Source organism: Pantoea vagans, from assembly GCF_001506165.1.
GTDB lineage: Bacteria > Pseudomonadota > Gammaproteobacteria > Enterobacterales > Enterobacteriaceae > Pantoea > Pantoea vagans_C.
Genome location: NZ_CP011427.1, coordinates 2,563,278 through 2,580,323 on the forward strand (window position 1 = coordinate 2,563,278; position 17,046 = coordinate 2,580,323).

Below are 17,046 nucleotides of genomic sequence, written 5' to 3' on the forward strand. Positions count from 1 at the left end.
CTGTTTTTTAACCAGATTCAGCGCTAGGTATTTTCTGTTTCCAAATCGATATCGCTGTTCTCACGCTTCACCGGTGCCGGGTCCGCAGAGAAGCCACGCAGACCGACCACATGAACGTGTTCCGTATTATTGAACACTTTACGTACCAGCTTGTAAGTGGTCCCTTTTTCCGGACTGATGTTCTCTGGCGCAGCAATCACCAGCTGCATCTCCAGACGTTCACAGAGTTCAAACAGCGTGGCAATCGAACGGGCATCAAGACGCGCTGCTTCATCAAGGAACAGCAGACGGCACGGCGAAATATCCTTACCGCGCAGACGACGGGACTCCTCTTCCCAGCTCTGCACCACCATCACCAGAATCGACATACCGGTACCAATCGCTTCACCGGTCGACAACGCACCGCTCTCTGCGCGCAGCCAGCCATCCGAACCACGGTTAACCTCCACTTCCATCTCCAGATAGTTGCGGTAGTCGAGCAGCTCTTCACCGATGGTTTGCGGCGTGCGCTGACCCATATCGATTTGTGGGTTGAGGCGCTGATACAATTTTGCCAGTGCTTCCGAGAAGGTCAGACGATTACTGGTAAACAGATCCTGATGCGCTTCATGCTGTTCTGACAAGGTATCCAGCAGCGTTGAGTGCGCTTCGCGGACATTGACGTTGAGACGCACACTGCGCACCTGACCAAAACTCACCGCCTGCAGGCCTTGGTTCAGCTGACGAATACGGTTCTGCTCGCGCTGAATAGTCTTACGAATGATGTTAGCCGCACTGCGGGAGCTGATAGCCAGTGTTTGCTCGCGCGCGGTCAACTCTTCCGTCAGTCGATTCAGCTCGATTTCCATCTGTTCGATGGCTTCAACCGGATCGTCGGTGCGAATGATATCCTGGCGGATACGCTCACGCAGATGCTGATACACCGCGATAAAGAATTGAACCTTGCGCTCCGGGCGTTTGGGATCTTCTGACATACGCAATACATCGCGTAAATGCTCGTTATCTGCCACCGCCAGACGCAGCGCACCCAAGGCCTTATCTGACATCGAACGTAGCTCGTCACCGCTCAGATAAGCGAGTTCACGACGATGCAGACGGCGCTCAACGCCATTCTCTTTCACCAATCGCAGTACCGTGCACCAACCCGCTTTGGCACTGACCACCTGCTCGCGAATCACATGGTAATCGCGCTCCAGCTTACGCAGTTTTTTCTGCAGGCTGTCCATTTCGGCTTCGCAGAAGGTCAGCTGTTTTTCCAGCTGATTGCGACGCGCACGGTTATGGCTCAGCGCCGTGTACAGCTCATCACGGCGAATACGTGCACGCTCTTCGGCGCTGGCATCGGCATGAACCCCAATGTCCTGCATCTCTTGCTGCATCTCTTTCAGCATGTCGCGCTTGGCATCGTAGGAACTTTTCAGTGACGCCAATACTTGCGAATACTGCGTGAGCTGGGCCTGATGGCCACGCAGGCGTTCACGCGCGCTGCTGCGCTCGGCTTCTGCTTGTTCAAGACGACGGCGCAGTTTCTCGTTAAGATCGGTGTTGCCATTCAGCATGCCCGCTGAATCTTCGTAGCTGAAGTGCGCGCGGCGCTGCACCACTTCCGTCAGGGCAAAGGCCTGCTGACGAGCATCGCGCTGCTGCTGTTGCGCCTGCTGATAGTCACGTTCCAGTTGGTCATGCTGCTGAGGATCGCTTTGCAACACGGAGACCAGTGGCTCCAGCTTGCTGAGTTTAGTGCTGTGCTGATGTAAGAAACGCGCTGCTTCCTGTGCCTCTTCAACGCGCTCGCGGATCTCTTCGCAGCGATCGCCTAGCGAATCGTCCAACAGCAGGTTTACGCGCGGTAACAGGCGGTTCAGCTGGCTGACACCTTCTTTGGCCTGCTCGAACTGCGCACGCTGTTGCTGGTTGTCATTCTCATGCTGCGCCAAAGCGCGTTCCAGCTCGCCACGACGGCTATTGAGTTGGCGGATTTGCGCTTCAGGATCCTCATCAAAGGCTACCGCCAGATGACTGCCGATAAAACGGCTAAAGGATTGATGCAAACGCTGGGTTTTCTGCACATCGAACGAGAGCGTGGCAAAACGCTCCGCCAGCTGCTCGCGTTCGTTGTTCAGCAGTTCCAGCTGATTTTCACGCGCAGCGCGACCAAACAACGGCACTTTCGGGAAGCGAGAGTAGCGCCACTGGCGCTCTGCCACCTTCACCACGACTGCTTTTTCCAGCTCATCGACGCTGAATACGCTGTCATCAAAGGACTGCGGATCCCCTTCGATTAAATAGAGATCTTCCGGACAATCGTCGAGGCCATCCAACAACTCACGCACCAACGACAGATCCGGCACCACGATGGCGTGGCGAGAAGGACCATACAGCGCCGAGAAATAGGGTGCGTCGTCGAGCGTGACGTCATCGTAGATTTCCGACAGCAGCACACCGCCAAAACGCTCCGCAAGCTGGGTCAGGCGGGCATCTTCGGCACCGCCTGGCTGGCTAAGGCGCTCGATTTGCTGCTCTACCTCACGCTTGCGGGCCGCCACGTCGTCGCGCTCGACGGTGGTTTCACGCTCACGCTCCAGCAACTGCTGCATAAATTCGGTGATTTGCTGGCTATTGGTCAGCGCTTGTCCGGTCTGCTCACTGAGCTGAGTCAGGATTTCCTGCGCGGCCAACCAGTGCGGCGCACGGGCGGTCAATGCCGTGATACGTTCGCGCAGTTGTTCCAGCTCCTGACGCATCAGCATGCGGCGTTCACCCGCATCTGCAACGCTTTCATTCAACTGCTCAATCTGTGCTTCTAATTCACGTTGCAGCCCTTCCAGCGCATCCGCGTCGTACTGCTGCCCCTGGCGTTTGCAGAAGTCAGCCAGCAAACGCTCGGCGTCATGCTGTTCACGCAGACGCGTTTCCAGTTCGTTGAGGCGCAAACGCAGTGAAGAGAGTTGATCCGCGTGATGGCGCTGATTGGCCGCATCGCGCAGTAACTCACGTCCGACTTGCCATGCATCCTGACGGCTAACCTCACCGGCAATGCTGGTGACCAGCGCCAGTGCCTGCTCAAACTGACTGTGGGCCGCTTCGGCCACGCTGAGTTTCTGTTCCAGACGCAGCAGTTGCTCAGTCGCTTCTTCTTCACGTGCCTGGAACGTTTCTTGCCATTCAGCCGCGTTATCGATGGTCAGACCCGGCAACTGACACTGCGTACGCGCTTTTTCCAGCGCCTGTAAGGCTTGCTGATACTGAATCGCGCGGGTTTGCTGCACATCGAGCGCCTGCTGGAAGTCGGCTAACTGGCTTTTCAGCTCATCCACTTCGATTTCTGCTGCTTCGGCGCGCGCTTCGTTCTCTTCCTGCACTTCACGCGCTTCTGCCACCACCTCATTCTGCTCTTCGAGGCGGTAAGTCAACTCTTCGAGATCGGCATCATAACGCTCAATCTTCTCCTGCTGGCGCATGGCGGTCTGCACCAGATTCAGGTGATCGCTGGCACCTTGATAATCGGTTTCCAGATCGTTTTCTGCACCGTTATGCTCAGACAACTCTCGTGCCATCTCGATATGGCGATACTGCTCCGATGCCAGTTGGTTGCGGCTGGTAAACAGCTCATTACGCAGTTGCAGCGCACCGTCGAGATGAATACGTCGCTCATTGGCATGACGCATATAATCCGCAGAAACGTAGCTGGTCGATTCAGAAATCAGATGTTTAAACAGGTCGCGATCGGATTGCGTGACGCGAATCGCTTCCAGCGTCATGCGGTTCTCACGCAGCGCCGCTTCCATATCCTGGAAAGCTTTGCGCACGCCGCCATTTTCTGGCAGCAGGTAATCGCGCAATGAACGGGTGATCGCACTGGAGATACCGCCGTACAGCGATGCCTCAATCAAACGATAGAATTTACTACGATCGCCTGCGGTGCGCAGACGACGCGGCACCACGCCCAGCTCAAACAGCACCGCGTGGTAATCAGTTACGGAGTTGTACTGACGGAACTGTACGCCTTCCTGCGCCTCGACTCGTTCTTTCACTTCCGCCAGCGGTAACACACGCGCCTGACGGCTGTTAAGAATTTCGGTCAGCATATCTGTCGGCTGAGAGTCCGTCGGCAAGCCGTGAATACTGAAAGGCTTGATATCGACTTTCTTATCGCGACCGGCCACTTGCTGCAGTCGTACGCCCACCACCACACGCTGATGGCGTGAATTGACGACATCCAGCACCGAATAGCAGACGCCCGCACGCAGTTTACCGTGCAGACCTTTGTCACGTGAGCCAGAGGTGGCACCCGCTTCGGTGGTGTTACGGAAATGCAGCAGCGTTAAATCGGGGATCAGCGCCGTGACAAACGCGGCCATGGTGGTGGATTTACCGGCACCATTACCGCCGGAAAGCGTGGTCACCAACGCATCGAGATCAAAAGTACGGGCAAAGAAACCGTTCCAGTTGACCAGCGTTAGCGAACGAAATTTACCGCGTTCAATCATTCCTGTTCATCCTCCGCGTGATCATTCGCATCGCTTTCAGCGTCCTGTTCATTTTCTGCGTCATCACTCTCATTGGCTGCGGGTTTCGTCTCCAGCGTCATGGCTTCACCATCACGGATCAGGCGCAGTTGCGCTTCGCGCGCATCATCACCGCTGCGCACATCCGCACCAAAGCGGAATACGGACTCCATAATGCGGAATTTACTGCTGTCGTTGCCCATAAACCACACCATGCCCAAACGGCGCAGGCGGCTCAATGAAGCACGCATTTTTTCCTGCAGTTTGGCGCGGTCCAGGTCTGAGCCGGTTGAACGCTGATTCACCAGCTTCAGCAACTTGCTCTCATCAGCCAGCGACAGCAGCTCGTCATACAGCTCCTGCTGGGTGAAAATTCCTTCATTCGCCAGACGTTCCGGGCTGAGGTAGAGGTAGCACAGGATTTTGCCCACCATCATGTCCAGCTCTGAGAGTACCGAGCGCGGAATCAGCGTGGTTGAGCGCGGACGCAAATAAAAGAAACCTTCGGGTGCGCGCATCAGTTCAACGTTGTAGCGCGCATAAAACTCTTCCAGGTACTCCTGGTAATCCATCAAAAAAGCGTGATTATCCAGCTCTTCGATGCCGATGTGGCGTCCCGCACGCAACAGACTGTCAAGCGCAGGGAAAATCGGGTTTGCCAGTGCCAACGCCAGCTTAACTGGCATCACTTGTTCAATATTTGTCGATGACATGTGCCTGCACCTTGGCTCCGTAATCATTAATGGTCTGCCACTGCGCGGGCAGACCGGCTAAATCAGCTTCTGCCACACCCAGTCGCACCGCTTGATCGATGACGATGCGCGCCAAATCAAAGTGGCGCGCACGCGGATACTGCGACAGATAGTCACGCATCACGGTGGCGAGGTTGAGCGGCTTTTGCTCTTGCTTATAAATCTGTAAGGCTTCTTCGATCATCGCGGCCAGCTGCTCGCGAATCTCGTTAAACTCTTCGTATTCCATCTCAGGCGGCAGTTCACCCATCACCTCGTCATTACGCAGCGTCATCTCTTCATCACGCATATCGTAGAGGCGATCGGCATTGGCGTAGGTCAGCGCCCAGGGTTGATCGAAGTAGTTCTGCACCGACAGGCGTAAACGCTGTGCGAACACGCGGTTCTTATCCATGTCGATGGCGGTACGAATAAACTTATGCACGTGGCGGTCGTAGCCAATCCACAAATCGATGGCCTGCTGGCCCCAACTGATGATGCGGTCCAGCTTGCTTTGCAGGTCATACACCAGTTTGTCGACAAAGCCGAGATCCGGGCTGCTCAGCGTGGCGTCCTGAATGCGTAACAGGTTAGCCTGCAACTTATCGCCCGCAGCTTCCAGCGTATCCTGCAATTCACGCAACGTGCCGGAGGTTTCTGACAGCAACAGCTCACAGCTGGAAATTGCCGCACGCCAGTCTTGATTGAGCAGATCGGCGATGTCCGTTTTCACCGCTTGCTGCTGCTCATCCATCAAACGTTGCGTCATATCGATGCTGTCGAAGATCTCCGCCACGGAGTATTTCAGCGGCGCGAAGACGTTACGATGCCAGTGGAATTCGTCGCCATCCTCTTCAGCGGCATCGGCGGCGCGCTTCAATTCCTGGGCTACGATCGACAACTGCATCGACAGACGCAGCGTAGAAAACTCACGCTGACGGATGTAGTAGTCGGTAATGCCGATGGCGAGCGGCGTCAGGCGATAGATGGCATGCCCTTCCGTCAGTTCGCTGGTAAAGCGGTTCAGCAAGCGTTGACGCACCATGTCATTGATGGCGTTATTAGCACGCACTTGCACAGTTTCGTTGGTTTGTTCGAACGCTTTACTGACGTGACGAAACGCGTCGATCAGTTCACCTTCACTCATTTCACCGTCCATGCGCTCACCGTTTAAGGTGGCAATGGCCAGCAAAAAGGCCAGACGTTCTACCGGCAACGCAAGTGAAAAGTCATTCTTGCGCGCCCATGCCACCAATTCGGGGACCGTCTGGGAAAATTCGCTCATAGTTGATCCTTCTACCTGGGTTTGCGCGCGGTCACGTGGATATAGCGCCCTAAGCTTAAAAAGGGCTCCTGACGACAGTAGCGCCGTTCCATTTCAATAATGTCTTCTATGCTCTTCACAACGCCAGGCGGTGGGGGTTTCATGTAATCACAAAACACACGAATCCCGGCTCGCTGCTCAATCTCAAAACCTGCCGCGACCAACCAGCGATTGACGTCCTCAGGATCGCGCGGGAAATCCGGCGATAGTGTCCGCTTTTTACGTTTGGTCATATTGGCACGCAGGTAGCCGAAATTACCGAGTTGCAGCGTGCGGAACGTTAGGCTGTGCGCATTGTAAAACATCAATGACAACACTCCGCCGGGCTTCAGCGTTTGCCACAGCGCGCGGAGCACTGCTTCCGGTTCGGCTACCCACTCCAACACAGCGTGAAACAATACCAGATCAACTGGCTTATCCAAATGTTCACCAACCTGCTGGGCGCTAATTTGTTTGAATTGCATGTTGTGGCTCACACCCTCGGTGTGGGCATGGGCTTCCGCCAGTTTCAGCATCTCAGCAGAGAGATCGCACAGCAATACCTGATGGCCACGCGCCGCCAGACCACTTGAAATTTGTCCTACGCCGCCGCCGGCATCCAGCACGGCAAGCGGGCCATCTGGCAAAGTGGGTAACAAGGCATCAAGCTCGTCCCACAGGATCGCCTGGCGCACCTGCCCTTTGCGCGTGCCATAAATGTTCTGCGAGAATTTGTCCGCCAGATCGTCAAAGTTACGATCCTGCATGATGATGGCTCCGATCTGCTGCATTCAACTTATGCTATTTTGTCACAGGCTCGACAAGAATGAACCTTTCACGCCACCGTAACTGTCTGGCTGCTGTTTTTTCGGACAAAAGGAGCAATTTTCAATGTTTTTTGCATTAAAAAAATGGATTGGCGCGATGTTATTGCCTTTGCCACTGCTGCTGTCACTGATGGCGGCGGGACTTTTGCTGCTCTGGTTTAGCCGTTGGCAAAAAAGCGGCAAAATCCTTATCTCCGCCAGTTGGCTAATGCTCTTGTTGCTGAGCCTGCAACCCATCGCCGACCGCTTACTGCTGCCGCTGGAACGTCACTATGCGACCTGGAACGGCACGGAACCGGTGGATTATATCGTGGTGCTCGGCGGTGGCTATACCTTCAATCCGAATTGGGCTCCCAGCTCCAATTTGATTAACAACAGCCTGCCGCGAGTGGCGGAAGGTGTTCGCCAGTGGCGGCGCTATCCGCAGGCCAAAATGATCTTCACCGGCGCAGCAGCGGGGTTTAACCGTCGCAGCAACGCCAGCGTGGCGGCGGAAGTGGCGGAAAGTCTGGGCGTGCCGCCTGAGGCGATCATTACACTGGATCAACCTCACGACACCGGTGAAGAAGCGCAGGCAGTGAAGCAAACCATTGGACAACACCCTTTCCTGTTGGTCTCTTCTGCTAACCATCTGCCCCGTGCGATGCACTTTTTCCAGAGCGCAGGCATGAATCCGATTGCCGCCCCCGCGAACCAGCTCGCGATTACCTCACCTATCAGTGCGTGGGATCGTATTCTGCCTTCGCCGCTATGGTTAAGTCACAGTGAGCGCGCCATTTATGAAACATTAGGGCAAATCTGGCAGCGGCTGCGTGGTGATGACCTTAACTCAGCCGAGCCAGGGCAGTAACTGTTCACGGGCATTGTCGAAGCGCGGACGGTCAAACTGTCCGCTGCTGACTAAGGTATCCACACAATCCCACAGCTGGTATAGCCAGCGCCGCCAGACAAAGCCTTCGGCCACCGGTGCACGCTGCAGATAGTGTTGCAGCAATGAGGCTTCGGCACCGCTATCAGCCAGCCGCATCAGCTCATATTCGCGTGGAGCCCACAGAATATTGCCGGGTTGCATCATCGCCACCAGTTGGTCGCTGTGCGCATCCTTCAACATACTGGCCAGGCGCAGATTGCCATGCATCAGCACGCAGGGGTCATCGAAATCGGCAAACAATTGAGTTAATTGCTGGCGACTGCGGAACAAAATCTGCCGATCTTCTAACGTAAATGAGGGCGGTGAGAGGTAGCCGAGCGTCGACCACAACACTTCAACACGCTGGCGATACCACGCAGGCCAGCTGTTCTCCTGCACACTATCGACACGGCCCACTAAACCGTGGCTGTCGATTCGATGCCAGCCCAGCACACCCTCAACGATCTGTTCGCACAGTTGCTCCCAACGGAGTGAGGTACGGGCCGGTGCCTCAGCCGATACACCATTGAAACGAGCCATCAACAGCATTTCATGCACCGGTTGCTGCTGGCTCAGCACTAAGCCAAAGACCGCAGGCACCGGCACCAGGCCATCATGGCCCAGCATTGTAAGTTTTTTGGCTTCTAGCGCAGCGCGACCCTGATGACGGAAATACTTCGCCACCAGCGGCATAGGCTTACCGCTGTTGTCATAGAGTGCATACAGACGCGATTGCGCCTGTTCGCTGATGGTTTCGAGGCGGCTGATACCTTCACCCAGTACCAGCGCCAGTTCTGAACGGAGCTGTTCCATGCGTTATCCTCCGCGGTCAAAAGACTTTACTATCCTGGAGGCCATGGTGGCGTAATACTTAGCGCCAGATCAAACTTTGTGGCCAGCACACGTGGCTGGCCGATAGGAGATTAACCTTGCATGGCCGCACGTACGCGCGCCAGGTCTTCCGGTGTATCCACGCCAACGCTTGGCACGGTTTGCGCCACCGCGACGTGAATCTTCTCGCCATACCACAATACGCGCAACTGCTCGAGCAGCTCAATGTGTTCCAGCGAACACGGCTCCCAGGCGATATAGCGACGGACAAATCCGGCACGATAGGCATAGATACCGATGTGTCGTAGTAATGTGTCACCAATTTGCTCACGCGATTTCGCGTAACGCTCACGATCCCAGGGAATGGTGGCGCGTGAAAAATAGAGCGCGTAGCCTTTGGCATCCATCACCACTTTAACGGCATTGGGATTGAACGCTTCCTCAGCATCGGTGATCGGCACCGCCAGAGTCGCCATTCCTGCATCGGCTTGCGCCAGATTATTCGCGACCTGACGGACGATTTCAGCCGGGATCATCGGCTCATCACCCTGCACGTTGACGATGATAGTGTCATCGGCAAACTGGTATTTTTCGATCACTTCGGCCAGACGTTCGGTGCCAGATTGGTGATCGGGGCGCGTCATACAGACTTCACCACCCGCTGCCGTCACCGCTGCAGCCACTTCTGGGTGGTCAGTGGCGACAATTACCCGATCCGCTCCCGATTCGCGCGCACGCTCCATCACGTGCACCACCATCGGTTTGCCGTGAATATCCACCAGCGGTTTGCCTGGCAGGCGCGTCGATGCGTAACGCGCTGGGATGATCGCGACGAAACTCATGGATGGATCTCTTCAACTGACAGGGTACGGGCTTCCACTTCCAGTAACACGGGAATGCCGTCACGCACCGGGAAGGCCAGTCCGTCAGGTTTGCAGATCAGCTCCTGCTGCTCTTTGTTGAAATACAGTTTTCCGTTACAAACCGGACAAGCAACAATCTCAAGTAAACGGTGATCCATCATTTTCTCCTTTAGCACCGATTCGTCAGGCACTAAGCATACCATAGCGCACCCGGCCACAGTGCGCTGGGCGCGGCAATATTCGTGTGTTGTCAGCGGTTGATATCCCACTGATGGGACCAGGCAGCCAGCAACGCGGGGGGCGCATTTTCCAGTATCACCTGGCTCGCACCCTGCCATTGTGCAAAACGATTAATCGCTTTTTGCACATCCTCAAGAAACGCGTTGCTCACCCGCGCACCGGGTTCGAGCCAGAAGGCACGAATTACCAGTTGCTGGGACTGGCGATCCATTTTGGCATCAATACGCGCTTTTAAAGCGCCACGATGCAAGACAGGCAGGACAAAATAGCCATATTTGCGTTTCTCGGCCGGGGTGTAACACTCGATACGATAGTCGAAATTAAACAGTTCAAGCGCACGGCGTCGGTCCCACACCACGGGATCAAAGGGAGAGAGCAACGCAGTGTGCGTAGCTGTCGGCATTTTTTCCAACAGCGGCAACAGACCTGTGTGCAACCACATTTCACCCAGTTGCTCCACTTCGACCCGGACAATGTCACCCCGTGCCTCTGCCTTTTCCAGCCAGGTTTTGATAGGGGCGCGTTTGAGCCGGTAATAGTCCGCCAGCCAGTTCGTGCGGAAAATACCCAAGCTGCGTGCGCTATGATTCAACATCGCCAGCACCGCTTCCGCTTCGCTAAGCGCATGCTGTTCATCATTCCATTCCGGCATCACGCGGCTGCGCAGATCGTAAACACGTTGGAAGTTGCGCCGCTCTACCACCATCAATTCACCGGCGCTGAAGAGATTCTCCAGATGACGCTTATGGGGCTTCCATGCCCACCAGCCGGGTTTCGTCTGCTTATCGTTAGCGAAATCCGCGGCGCGAACTGGGCCGTTTTCACTGATATGTGCCAGTAAGTCGGTAATCTCCTGCTGATGCGCTTCCACCCACTGCTCACTGTATTTCCAGCCAAGCCGTTGTGGCTCCAGCATACGATGGCGCAGCAGCGGATAATCCTCAAACGGGATAAAACAGGCTTCATGTGCCCAGTACTCAAACAGTTCCCCGGCAGCTAACGTCTCTTCCAGCCAGTTTGTTGGGTAAGCGCCAAGACGGCTAAATAACACCAGATAAGGGCTGCGCGCAACCACGTTGATGGTGTCAATTTGCAGCAAAGACATTTGGCGCACGCTGGCGTGAATATCCGCAAAGCGCGCGCGGCGGCCCAGCGGACGTAACAGTCCCTGGGCAGCCAGATGGAGATGACGAGCGGTTTGCAGCGAGAGGGAATTAACGGTAGTCATACTCGGTTCCCTGTGACGGTTATGCGCGCGAGCGGGTTTCGCGCGCAGTAGTGCAGAGTTGCGTTACATCATCGAGTAGCGCATCAAGTGTTGCGCCCGACAGATGCGCATCAACCGGCAGATACCACCAATGCTTTTGAGCAAAGCCACGGCACTTCACGGCATCTTTTTCCGTCATCAGCAAACATTGCCCGGCCTGCGTTAAGCGGACCAGTTCATCTTCGCTGTAGGCATGATGGTCAGCAAAAGCGACCTCAGCAACCGGACTGACGCCCTGCTGCTTCAGGGTATTAAAGAAGCGCGGGGGGTGACCGATACCGGCCATCGCCACGATCGCCGGTAACTGATCCAGACTGGCAGTATCACCAGTGAGCAGATTCACCGCTAAGCCCGGCTGCAGCGTCATCGAGATTTCTCCCGCTTGCGCCTCACCGCCATTGACGATAACCGCATTCACATCCTGCAGGCGTGAAGCACGTTCACGCATGGGACCCGCAGGTAACCACCAGCCATTGCCAAAACGTCGTGCACCATCCACGACCACAATTTCACGATCGCGCTGCAAGGCGTAATGCTGCAGCCCATCGTCAGTAATAATCACATCCAGTGCGTGATCGGCCAGCAGCGCTTCCACAGCCAGACGGCGTTCAGGGGCAACCGCCACTGGCGCCTTTGTACGCTGCGCAATCAGCACCGGCTCATCACCCGCTAACGCTGTAGGGGTATCCGCCGTGACCCGCAGTGGGTAACGATCTGCTTTCCCACCGTAACCGCGCGACACAACACCCGCACGCAGACCACGCTGCTGCAGCGCCTGTACCAACCAGATCACCACGGGCGTTTTGCCATTGCCGCCAGCCGTGAGGTTGCCGACTACAATCACCGGGCAAGGCGCACGCCAGCTTTTACGCCAGCCGCGCTGATAGCTAAGGCGAATCAGTACACTGATGGCCCCATACAGCAAGCTGAGTGGCCACAACAGTAGCCACAACGGCGAGCGCCCGCTCCAGATGCGTTCAATCATTGGCCAAACTGCAGTTTGTGAAGTTGCGCATAAGCGCCCTTCTCAGCCAGCAAGACTTCATGGGTACCACGTTCAACAATCCGACCATCTTCCACCACCACAATTTCGTCGGCCTTTTCGATGGTCGACAAGCGGTGGGCAATCACCAGCGAAGTGCGGTTTTTCTGTAGTTCATCCAGCGCGGCCTGTATGGCGCGCTCAGATTCGGTATCCAGCGCGGAAGTGGCTTCGTCGAGAATCAGAATCGGGCAATCACGAAGCAAGGCGCGCGCGATGGCGATTCGCTGACGCTGGCCGCCAGACAGCAGAACTCCGTTCTCACCAATGACGGTATCGAGGCCGTTATCCATTTTCTTGATGAAGTCCATGGCATGCGCCATGGTGGCAGCCTGCTCGATCTGCTCACGCGTGTATTCACCGTTGCGCGCATAGGCAATGTTGTTGGCAATGGTGTCGTTGAACAAGTGGACATTCTGGGAAACCAGCGCCACCTGATTACGCAGCGAACGCAGCGTATACTCACGCAGATCGTGACCATCCAGCAGAATTTCACCTGAATCGATGTCGTAAAAACGCGTCAGCAGGCTAGCCATGGTCGATTTACCCGAACCCGAACGCCCCACCAGTGCCACGGTTTTACCTTCTGGCAGCGACAGGTTGATATCACGCAGTGCAGGCACTTCACGGCCTGGGTAGGTGAAGGTGACGTTGCGGAATTCAACATCACCTTTGGCACGGCCAATTTCACGCTTGCCGTTATCAATTTCCTGCTCACTATCCAGAATCGAGAACAGCGTCTGGCAAGCCGCCATCCCACGTTGGAACTGGGCGTTAACGTTGGTGAGTGACTTCAATGGACGCATCAGCGCAATCATTGATGAGAACACCACGGTAATGGTACCGGCAGTCAGGGTTTCCATTACGCTTGGGAAGCTGGCAGCATACAGTACAAAGGCAAGGGCCAGAGAAGCAATCAGCTGAATCACCGGATCGGAGATGGAAGAAGCCGATACCAGCTTCATACCCTGCTGACGCATTTTATTACTGACCTGAGAAAAACGTTCTGCCTCGACATCCTGACCACCAAAGATCAGCACTTCTTTGTGCCCTTTCAGCATCTGTTCGGCGCTGGTGGTGACCTGGCCCATGGTGTTCTGCATGTTCTTACTGATGTTGCGGAAGCGTTTGGACACGGTGCGAATGGCAAAGGAGACAATCGGTGCCAACACAATCAGGATCAATGACAGCTGCCAGCTGTAATAGAACATCATGATAAACAGGCCAATGATCGAGGCCCCTTCGCGTACCACCGTCACCAAAGCACTGGAAGAAGATGACGCAACCTGTTCCGAATCATAGGTAATGCGCGATAACAGCGTACCGGTGGATTGCTGGTCAAAGAATGCCACGGGCATGCCCATCATGTGACCAAACAAACGGCGGCGCATGTTCATTACCACGTTGCCGGATACCCAGGAAATACAATAGCTGGAGATATAACTGGTGACGCCACGAATCAGCATCAGACCAATCACCGCAAGCGGCATCCACAGCATCACGGACTTATCGGCTTTCCCGAAGCCATCATCCAGTAAAGGTTTCAACAGCGACAACATTAAGGTATCGCCAGCCGCATTGAGAATCAGCGCCACCGCAGACACGAACAGTCCAGCTTTGTGCGGTGCAATCATCGGCCAGAGTCGGCGGAATGTCTGCCACGTTGAGAGATCTTTGTCTTGATGCATTATTTATTCACGCTGTTTGAAATAGCCGCTCATTCTACCTGGATTCACGTTTGACGCCAAACCACTGATGATACCAGCGGGGCATTATTTGCTCTCTTAACCCCTTAATCTGCCAGTCTCCTTGCCGAATACCGATGTGGATCTGTCCCGATTGTGCGGTGTCATGCCAGATGTAGCCCTGTTCGCGATAGCGAGAGACCACAGATTGTGCCGGCATGCGCCACGCGTTATAGCGAGCGACAGAGGCGATTGCCGCTTTTCCTGCAACACTACGTAACAGTAATGGTCCAGAAGAAGTCCGGCTGCCGTGATGAGGAACCTGTATCAAGGTGCTGGCCAGCCGTTCTTTCTCCAGTGCCACTAATTTTTTTTCTGCTTCCAGCTCAATATCCCCCGTGAGCAGCAGACTGACTTTGCCGTCATCTACCCGCACCACACAGGAATCATTATTTTGCCCCTGAGTATTACCTGCCGGAGGCCAGAGTGCGGTGAAGGTCAGTTTCCCCCACAGCCACTGTTCCCCGCGCTGACAAGGCAAATGCCCTGCTTCTGCTAACGCGCTACGGATAACAAGGTCTGGATTGGCGTCGCGCAATGAGTGCAATCCACCCCGATGGTCCAGGTGTTTATGGCTAATGATCACCGCTTGTAGTTTGCGCCCCTGATAGTGTAGCCAAGGCAAAATAACGCGGGCGCCAGCATCATCCTGTTGCCAGCGTGGTCCCGCGTCATACATCACAACGTCTTTGCCCTGAGTAATGGCGATGGCGAGGCCATGTCCGACATCTATCATGTCCACCTGCCAGTCATCTTGCTCCGTCTGGCTGCGCCAAATGACGATAGCTAACGCCAAACCACAGCATGGCGTCAGCGCACGATACAGTAAGCCGCTACGCCACAATATCAACCCTACCCACAGCACCGCGACGGCGGGTATTGCTTCATTCAGCGGCCACCATCCTGCCGGGAGTAGCGCCAATCCCTTCATCACCAGACTGACAGACCCGTCGGCCAGCCACCACAAAACGGCAGAAACAGGCGGCACCGGTAGCAACAGTGCCAGTAAAATCAATGGCACGGTAATTAATGACACCACGGGCACAGCAATAAGGTTGGCAACCAAAGCACTGAGGCTGATGCCCTGGAACAGATAGATTTGCAGCGGTGCCATTAAGATCATCATGCCCAACTGCAAGTGCAACAGGCGCAGCGGCAACCATCGCCAGCCCTTGCTGAATCTCGCAGGCAGCGGATACCACTGAAACCAGGCTATCAACATCGCCACAGCGAGTGAAGAGAGCCAGAAACTCTCTGACAAGATGGTGAGTGGATCCAGCCAGAGCAGGCTGCCGATGCACAGCGTCCAAACCTGCCAGCCACTGAGTTGCCAGCCTGCAAGCCGACTCAGTATCCAGATCGTCAGGGCAACCATCGCGCGCTGCGCTGGAGCGTGGCTGCCAGAGATCCAGCAGTAAACAGCAGCCGTCACCAGGCTGCCCACCAGGGGCAATACATATCCAATGAATCGAGCTGGAAGGAAAAATTGCAGTGCCCGAGCGATTGCCCAGCCCACGCTGGCGGCTAGTGCGATATGCATCCCCGATATTGCCATCAGATGTGCGGTTCCCGTTTCCCGCAATAACTGACGTTGTGCAGACGTCATGCTGTCGCGATCGCCAAAGGCTAACGCTTGTAATATCGCCGGTTGCTGCAGCGTTTCTATTCGCGGTAAGTGAAAGTTGACCAACTGTGCTCGCCAACTGCAGTTCAGTGATTGTGCCTGCTGTTCGATAATACGTCCCTGCAGTGGCGTGTGATTGGCGAGTGCAAAGCGTTGGGCATCAAACCCGCCTTCATTTAATCGACCATGTACCGCACGCAGACGCAGTTTCATTTGCCAGCGTTGTCCGGCACAAAATGGTGATTCGTTGGACGCTGTACTGAGGGTGACAAACAGCGGGGGAAACTGATATTTTTCGCCAACGCGGATAATCTGCGCACTGAGTTGCTGCTTTGTTTCACGTACTTCGGTAATGCGCAGCGTCACATCGACGGGGGCTGGCGTCAAATCCTCTATCGAATCGATTATCTGCCGGGCTTCCAGCAGCGCCCATGACAACAGTAGTAAGCCCATGCCGGTTACACGCAACGCTGTAAGTGGCATCAATCCAGCAACGACGCCTGCCGCAGCCAGGGAGGCGATCGCTGCGCTTGTCGGAATTTGCGGCAAAAAAACCAACGCTAAGGTGGCCAGAATCATGGCCCGGGCCAGCAGTATCCCTGTCATACGCATGCACTATCTCCCTTAAAGAGCGATAAGTTTGCGCGCGGTTAGAGAGAATAGCGTGGTGATTATTTTGCGTTTTAGGCAGGGATTCAACGGAATCGATAGGGTTTGCAGCAGGCCAACTTGATGTTGGAATCAAGTGCACAGTGTCTGGCTGTAGGCAAAAAAAAAACGACACCCTGAGGTGTCGTTTTTGTCGTTCGGTCACGGCTTAGCCGTATATGTTTGCACGGTCACGCAATTCTTTGCCCGGCTTGAAGTGGGGAACGTATTTACCTTCCAGATCCACTTTGTCACCCGTTTTCGGGTTACGACCAGTGCGCGGTGCGCGGTAGTGCAAAGAAAAGCTGCCGAATCCCCGGATTTCAATGCGCTCGCCCTGTGCCAACGTTGTGGCCATGTGCTCGAGCATCTCTTTGACTGCATCCTCAACGACTTTCGCCGGGATATGAGAGTGCTGGCCAGCAAGTCTTTCAATCAGTTCTGACTTGGTCATGTAACCTCCGGTTAATCCTTAATGGGAAAGGTATGACAGCTTTTACCGAAACC

The 17,046-nt window shown here is 55.2% G+C and carries 13 protein-coding genes; 1 reads left to right on the forward strand and 12 read right to left on the reverse strand.

The features are described 5' to 3' along the window. Positions 1–23: 23 nt before the first annotated feature. From mukB to cmoM, 4 genes are read right to left on the reverse strand one after another with little or no spacing between them, the layout of a single operon-like run. Positions 24–4,490, reverse strand: coding sequence for a chromosome partition protein MukB (mukB, locus tag LK04_RS12005; RefSeq protein WP_059109803.1), 4,467 nt, complete (start codon positions 4,488–4,490; stop codon positions 24–26). Beyond that, complete coding sequence (mukE, locus tag LK04_RS12010; RefSeq protein ID WP_039332446.1) at positions 4,487–5,221, reverse strand: chromosome partition protein MukE; 735 nt, start codon at positions 5,219–5,221, stop codon at positions 4,487–4,489. Before mukE ends, mukB begins: the two co-directional genes overlap by 4 nt. Next, complete coding sequence (gene mukF / locus LK04_RS12015; protein WP_039332444.1) at positions 5,202–6,524, reverse strand: chromosome partition protein MukF; 1,323 nt, start codon at positions 6,522–6,524, stop codon at positions 5,202–5,204. Before mukF ends, mukE begins: the two co-directional genes overlap by 20 nt. 11 nt (positions 6,525–6,535) lie before the next feature. Beyond that, on the reverse strand, positions 6,536–7,309 hold the full coding sequence (gene cmoM / locus LK04_RS12020; protein WP_039332454.1) for a tRNA uridine 5-oxyacetic acid(34) methyltransferase CmoM: 774 nt from the start codon (positions 7,307–7,309) through the stop codon (positions 6,536–6,538). A gap of 124 nt (positions 7,310–7,433) precedes the next feature. On the opposite strand from cmoM, the gene elyC reads away from it, so the two are divergent. Beyond that, positions 7,434–8,219, forward strand: coding sequence for an envelope biogenesis factor ElyC (elyC, locus tag LK04_RS12025; RefSeq protein WP_039332441.1), 786 nt, complete (start codon positions 7,434–7,436; stop codon positions 8,217–8,219). Here elyC and LK04_RS12030 read toward each other — a convergent pair. From LK04_RS12030 to ihfB, 8 genes are all read right to left on the reverse strand, one after another. Next, the gene (locus tag LK04_RS12030; protein WP_039332439.1) at positions 8,199–9,092 is read right to left on the reverse strand and encodes a YcbJ family phosphotransferase; all 894 of its coding nucleotides are present in this window, start codon (positions 9,090–9,092) and stop codon (positions 8,199–8,201) included. The genes elyC and LK04_RS12030 overlap by 21 nt on opposite strands. A 110-nt stretch (positions 9,093–9,202) precedes the next feature. Beyond that, positions 9,203–9,952, reverse strand: coding sequence for a 3-deoxy-manno-octulosonate cytidylyltransferase (gene kdsB / locus LK04_RS12035; protein ID WP_039332437.1), 750 nt, complete (start codon positions 9,950–9,952; stop codon positions 9,203–9,205). Continuing rightward, on the reverse strand, positions 9,949–10,131 hold the full coding sequence (locus LK04_RS12040) for a Trm112 family protein (protein WP_039332435.1): 183 nt from the start codon (positions 10,129–10,131) through the stop codon (positions 9,949–9,951). The genes kdsB and LK04_RS12040 overlap by 4 nt, the downstream gene beginning before the upstream one ends. Positions 10,132–10,223: 92 nt before the next feature. Beyond that, a complete protein-coding gene (locus LK04_RS12045) occupies positions 10,224–11,441 on the reverse strand; it encodes a winged helix-turn-helix domain-containing protein (RefSeq protein WP_039332433.1) in 1,218 nt (405 codons plus the stop codon). Positions 11,442–11,460: 19 nt separating this feature from the next. Next, positions 11,461–12,465 carry a tetraacyldisaccharide 4'-kinase gene (gene lpxK, locus LK04_RS12050; protein WP_039332431.1) on the reverse strand — a complete coding sequence of 335 codons (1,005 nt, stop codon included), beginning with the start codon at positions 12,463–12,465 and terminating at the stop codon, positions 11,461–11,463. Then, positions 12,462–14,210 carry a lipid A ABC transporter ATP-binding protein/permease MsbA gene (gene msbA / locus LK04_RS12055; RefSeq protein ID WP_039332429.1) on the reverse strand — a complete coding sequence of 583 codons (1,749 nt, stop codon included), beginning with the start codon at positions 14,208–14,210 and terminating at the stop codon, positions 12,462–12,464. The genes lpxK and msbA overlap by 4 nt, the downstream gene beginning before the upstream one ends. Before the next feature lie 34 nt (positions 14,211–14,244). Then, positions 14,245–16,503 carry a DNA internalization-related competence protein ComEC/Rec2 gene (locus LK04_RS12060; protein WP_039332427.1) on the reverse strand — a complete coding sequence of 753 codons (2,259 nt, stop codon included), beginning with the start codon at positions 16,501–16,503 and terminating at the stop codon, positions 14,245–14,247. A gap of 205 nt (positions 16,504–16,708) precedes the next feature. Continuing rightward, complete coding sequence (ihfB, locus tag LK04_RS12065) at positions 16,709–16,993, reverse strand: integration host factor subunit beta (RefSeq protein ID WP_039332425.1); 285 nt, start codon at positions 16,991–16,993, stop codon at positions 16,709–16,711. Positions 16,994–17,046: the final 53 nt, after the last annotated feature.

Excerpts from the sequence above, each read along its gene's own strand:
- mukB (WP_059109803.1), bottom strand. The coding sequence starts at position 4,490 with ATGATTGAACGCGGTAAATTTCGTTCGCTAACGCTGGTCAACTGGAAC.
- mukE (WP_039332446.1), bottom strand. The coding sequence starts at position 5,221 with ATGTCATCGACAAATATTGAACAAGTGATGCCAGTTAAGCTGGCGTTG.
- mukF (WP_039332444.1), bottom strand. The coding sequence starts at position 6,524 with ATGAGCGAATTTTCCCAGACGGTCCCCGAATTGGTGGCATGGGCGCGC.
- cmoM (WP_039332454.1), bottom strand. The coding sequence starts at position 7,309 with ATGCAGGATCGTAACTTTGACGATCTGGCGGACAAATTCTCGCAGAAC.
- elyC (WP_039332441.1), top strand. The coding sequence starts at position 7,434 with ATGTTTTTTGCATTAAAAAAATGGATTGGCGCGATGTTATTGCCTTTG.
- LK04_RS12030 (WP_039332439.1), bottom strand. The coding sequence starts at position 9,092 with ATGGAACAGCTCCGTTCAGAACTGGCGCTGGTACTGGGTGAAGGTATC.
- kdsB (WP_039332437.1), bottom strand. The coding sequence starts at position 9,952 with ATGAGTTTCGTCGCGATCATCCCAGCGCGTTACGCATCGACGCGCCTG.
- LK04_RS12040 (WP_039332435.1), bottom strand. The coding sequence starts at position 10,131 with ATGGATCACCGTTTACTTGAGATTGTTGCTTGTCCGGTTTGTAACGGA.
- LK04_RS12045 (WP_039332433.1), bottom strand. The coding sequence starts at position 11,441 with ATGACTACCGTTAATTCCCTCTCGCTGCAAACCGCTCGTCATCTCCAT.
- lpxK (WP_039332431.1), bottom strand. The coding sequence starts at position 12,465 with ATGATTGAACGCATCTGGAGCGGGCGCTCGCCGTTGTGGCTACTGTTG.
- msbA (WP_039332429.1), bottom strand. The coding sequence starts at position 14,210 with ATGCATCAAGACAAAGATCTCTCAACGTGGCAGACATTCCGCCGACTC.
- LK04_RS12060 (WP_039332427.1), bottom strand. The coding sequence starts at position 16,503 with ATGCGTATGACAGGGATACTGCTGGCCCGGGCCATGATTCTGGCCACC.
- ihfB (WP_039332425.1), bottom strand. The coding sequence starts at position 16,993 with ATGACCAAGTCAGAACTGATTGAAAGACTTGCTGGCCAGCACTCTCAT.